This window comes from Halochromatium sp. (genome assembly GCF_054919635.1).
Genome location: NZ_JBUDPI010000368.1, coordinates 1 through 3,593, shown reverse-complemented (window position 1 = coordinate 3,593; position 3,593 = coordinate 1). Strand labels below are relative to the sequence as shown.

The 3,593-nt window shown below is 65.9% G+C and carries 2 protein-coding genes; one reads left to right on the top strand and one right to left on the bottom strand.

The features are described from left to right. The coding region (purL, locus tag ACY693_RS16710) for a phosphoribosylformylglycinamidine synthase (RefSeq protein ID WP_462322942.1) at positions 1-2,404 on the top strand (2,404 nt) is incomplete at its 5' end. A 35-nt stretch (positions 2,405-2,439) separates the two neighbouring features. On the opposite strand, the gene nifA is transcribed toward purL, so the two are convergent. Further along, a partial coding sequence (nifA, locus tag ACY693_RS16705; RefSeq protein ID WP_462322941.1) for a nif-specific transcriptional activator NifA occupies positions 2,440-3,593 on the bottom strand: 1,154 nt, incomplete at its 5' end.

The following is a 3,593-nucleotide window of genomic DNA, read 5'->3' as shown; positions in this document are numbered from 1 at the left end:
CATGTCGCCGATGGAGATCTGGTGCAACGAGGCGCAGGAGCGCTATGTGCTGGCGATCGATCCGGCACGCCTGGCCGAGTTCGAGGCAATCTGCGCGCGCGAGCGCTGCCCCTATGCGCTGGTGGGCGAGGCCACCGATGACGAGCAGCTGACCCTGGAGGACAGCCAGTTTGGCACGGTCCCCATCGATATGCCGCTGTCGCTGCTGCTCGGCAAGCCGCCGCAGATGATGCGCGATGTCAGCTCGGTCGAGGCCGTCGGCGACTCGCTTGATCTGGCCGCGCTCGATCTGGCCGATGCCGTTGGACGGGTGCTGCGCCTGCCGACCGTGGCTGCTAAGGGCTTCCTGATCACGATTGGCGATCGCAGCGTCGGCGGCCTGGTCAACCGCGATCAGATGGTCGGCCCCTGGCAGGTGCCTGTGGCCGATTGTGCCATGACCCTCACCGATTTCGATGGCTACGCTGGCGAGGCAATGGCGATGGGTGAGCGCGCCCCTATCGCGCTGCTCAATGCAGCCGCGTCTGGCCGCATGGCGGTTGGCGAGGCGATCACCAACCTGGCGGGGGCCAATATCTCGGAGCTGGCGGAGCTGAAGCTGTCAGCGAACTGGATGGCCGCGGCAGGGCATCCCGGCGAGGACGCGCGGCTCTATGAGACCGTGCGTGCGGTCGGGCTCGAGCTGTGCCCGGCGCTCGGGATCGCGATTCCGGTCGGCAAGGACTCGATGAGCATGAAAACGGTCTGGGAGCGGCCAGTATCGCGCCCGGAATCGCGCGCGGATGCAACGCAGTCGGGAGAGGACTCGCGCGCTGCGGACGGTGATGGCCGCACCGAGTCTTTCGAGATGGCAGCCCCGCTTTCGCTGGTGGTCTCGGCGGTGGCGCCGGTGGCCGATGTGCGCCGCTGCGCGACGCCCTGGCTGCGGCTCGATCGCGGCGAGACGGTGCTGGTGCTGGTCGACCTCGGTCGCGGTCAGGATCGCCTTGGCGGCTCGGCGTTAGCGCAGGTCTACGGACGGATCGGCGAAGTGCCGCCGGACCTGGATGATCCGGCGCTGCTCAAGACCTTCTTCAGCGCCATGCAGGACTTGAAAGACCGTCGACTGCTGCTCGCCTATCACGATCGCTCCGACGGCGGCCTGCTTGCGACCCTCTGTGAGATGGCGTTCGCCGGACGCTGTGGGATCGATTGCGACCTGGGGATGCTGCCCCGCTTCAGCCCAGGAGACGATACGGATCGAGAGCGGGCGGCACAGGGGCGGCGCGATCCAATCGCGGCCTTGTTCGCCGAAGAGCTCGGTGCCGTCCTGCAGGTTCCGGCTGCCGATCTGGCTCTTGTCTTCGCTCGATTGCACAAGCTCGGGCTGGGTGCCTGCAGCCATGCGTTCGGCCAGCCGAGCAGCGATGGCATGATCCGCATCCGTCAGCGCAAGCAGGTCCTCTTTGAAGCGACCCGCGTCGAGCTGCAGCAGGCCTGGTCCGAGACCAGCTGGCAGATGCAGCGCCTGCGCGATAACCCAGACTGCGCGGATGAGGAATTCGTGCGCATCAGCGCCGATGAGCCTGGCTTGAGTGCCAGGCTGACCTTCGACCCGGCCGAGGAGATCGCCGCGCCGCTGATCGCCACCGGCGTCCGACCGCGGCTCGCGGTGCTCCGCGAGCAGGGTGTCAACGGCCAGATCGAGATGGCCGCGGCCTTCGATCGCGCCGGCTTCGACTGCATCGACGTGCACATGTCTGACCTGCTCGAGGGGCGTTTCGGGCTCGATGGCTTCCAGGGCCTGGCCGCTTGCGGCGGCTTCAGCTACGGCGACGTGCTCGGTGCTGGTGAGGGCTGGGCCAAGACGATCCTGTTCAACCCCCGCGCACGCGAGCAGTTCGAGGCCTTCTTCGCCAGTGGAGACCGCTTTGCGCTCGGCGTCTGCAATGGCTGTCAGATGCTCGCCAACCTGCGTGAGCTGATTCCCGGCACCGAGCATTGGCCGCATTTCGTGCGCAATCGCTCGGAGCGGTTCGAGGCGCGGCTGCTGATGGTTGAGGTGACGCCATCGCCATCGATCCTGTTGCAGGGTATGCAGGGTGCGAGGCTGCCGATCGTCGTCTCACACGGCGAGGGACGTGCCGAGTTCAGCGATGCGGCGCAGCAGCAGGCCGCCGGCCCGCTGACCGCGCTGCGCTACATCGAGGCCGATGGAACACCGGCCATCCGTTACCCAGCCAACCCGAACGGCTCGCCGGATGGTATGACCGGTCTGTGCAATACCGATGGGCGCGTCACCATCATGATGCCGCATCCGGAGCGTATCTTCCGCACCGTGCAGCAGTCCTGGCACCCTGATGATTGGGGCGAGGACAGCCCATGGATGCGGCTGTTTCGCAATGCGCGTGTGTGGGTCGGGTAGCCCTCTTGAACGCTAACGCTGGGCAAAGATGCTGCCTAGAACTGCTTCACCTTGATGTTCATGGTCTGAATCCGATAGGCGATCTGACGGGGGGTCATGTTGAGCAGGCGTGCGGCCTTGGCCTGGACCCAGCCGGCTTGCTCCAGTGCGGCAATCACGCGCTCGCGCTCGTCGATATCTGGGTCATCGAGGTCGATGCCATGGTCTGCAGTGCCGGCAACGGCGCCGGCACTGTTTCCAGCTGCTGAGGTCAGCGTCGTGCGCGGTTCGGGTAGGTTGCCGACATCAAGTCCCGTCAGATCGATGACGTCGCGATCGATGATGCCGCATTCGCTCATCACCGCCGCGCGCTCCATGCAGTTCTCGAGCTCGCGCACGTTACCAGGCCAGTCGTAGCGCATCAGTACGCGCAGTGCGCTGTCGGTGATGCTCAGCTCGCGGCCCTGCTGCTTGGAGACCTTGGCGATGAGGAATTTGGCCAGCTCGGGCACGTCTTCGATGCGCTCGCGCAGCGCCGGCATCACGATTGGCATCACGTTGAGGCGATAGTAGAGGTCTTCGCGGAACTCACCGGCCTTGACCTCTTGCTCCAGGTTGCGATTGGTGGCCGCGATGACCCGCACATCAACCTTGATGGTGCGACTACCTCCGACCCGCTCGAACTCGCCCTCTTGCAGCACGCGAAGCAGCTTGGCCTGAAACGCCGGGCTGATCTCGCCAATCTCATCGAGAAACAGGGTGCCGCCGTCGGCCTGCTCGAAGCGCCCCTTGCGCTGGCTCACCGCGCCGGTAAAGGCGCCTTTCTCATGGCCGAAGAGCTCGGATTCGAGCAGATTGTCGGGCAGCGCCGCGCAGTTGAGCTTGACGAAGGTGCTCTGGGCGCGCGGCGAGTTGTAGTGGATGGCGTTAGCAATCAGCTCCTTGCCGGTGCCGGACTCACCGCGCACCAAGACCGTGGTGTTCCACTTGGCGACCTGGCGCACCTGCTCGAAGACGATGCGCATGCGCTGGGTATGGCCGATGATGCTGTCGAAGCCATGGGTGCCCTTGACGTGACGGCGCAGCGCGTCGCGCTCCTCGCGCAGCGCACGGCGCTCGGCCTCGACCGAGCGCGCCAGCAGCACCGCTTGACCGATGAGGTTGGCGACCATCTCGGCAAAGCGCGCGCGCTGCTGCAGGTGCCCATCGC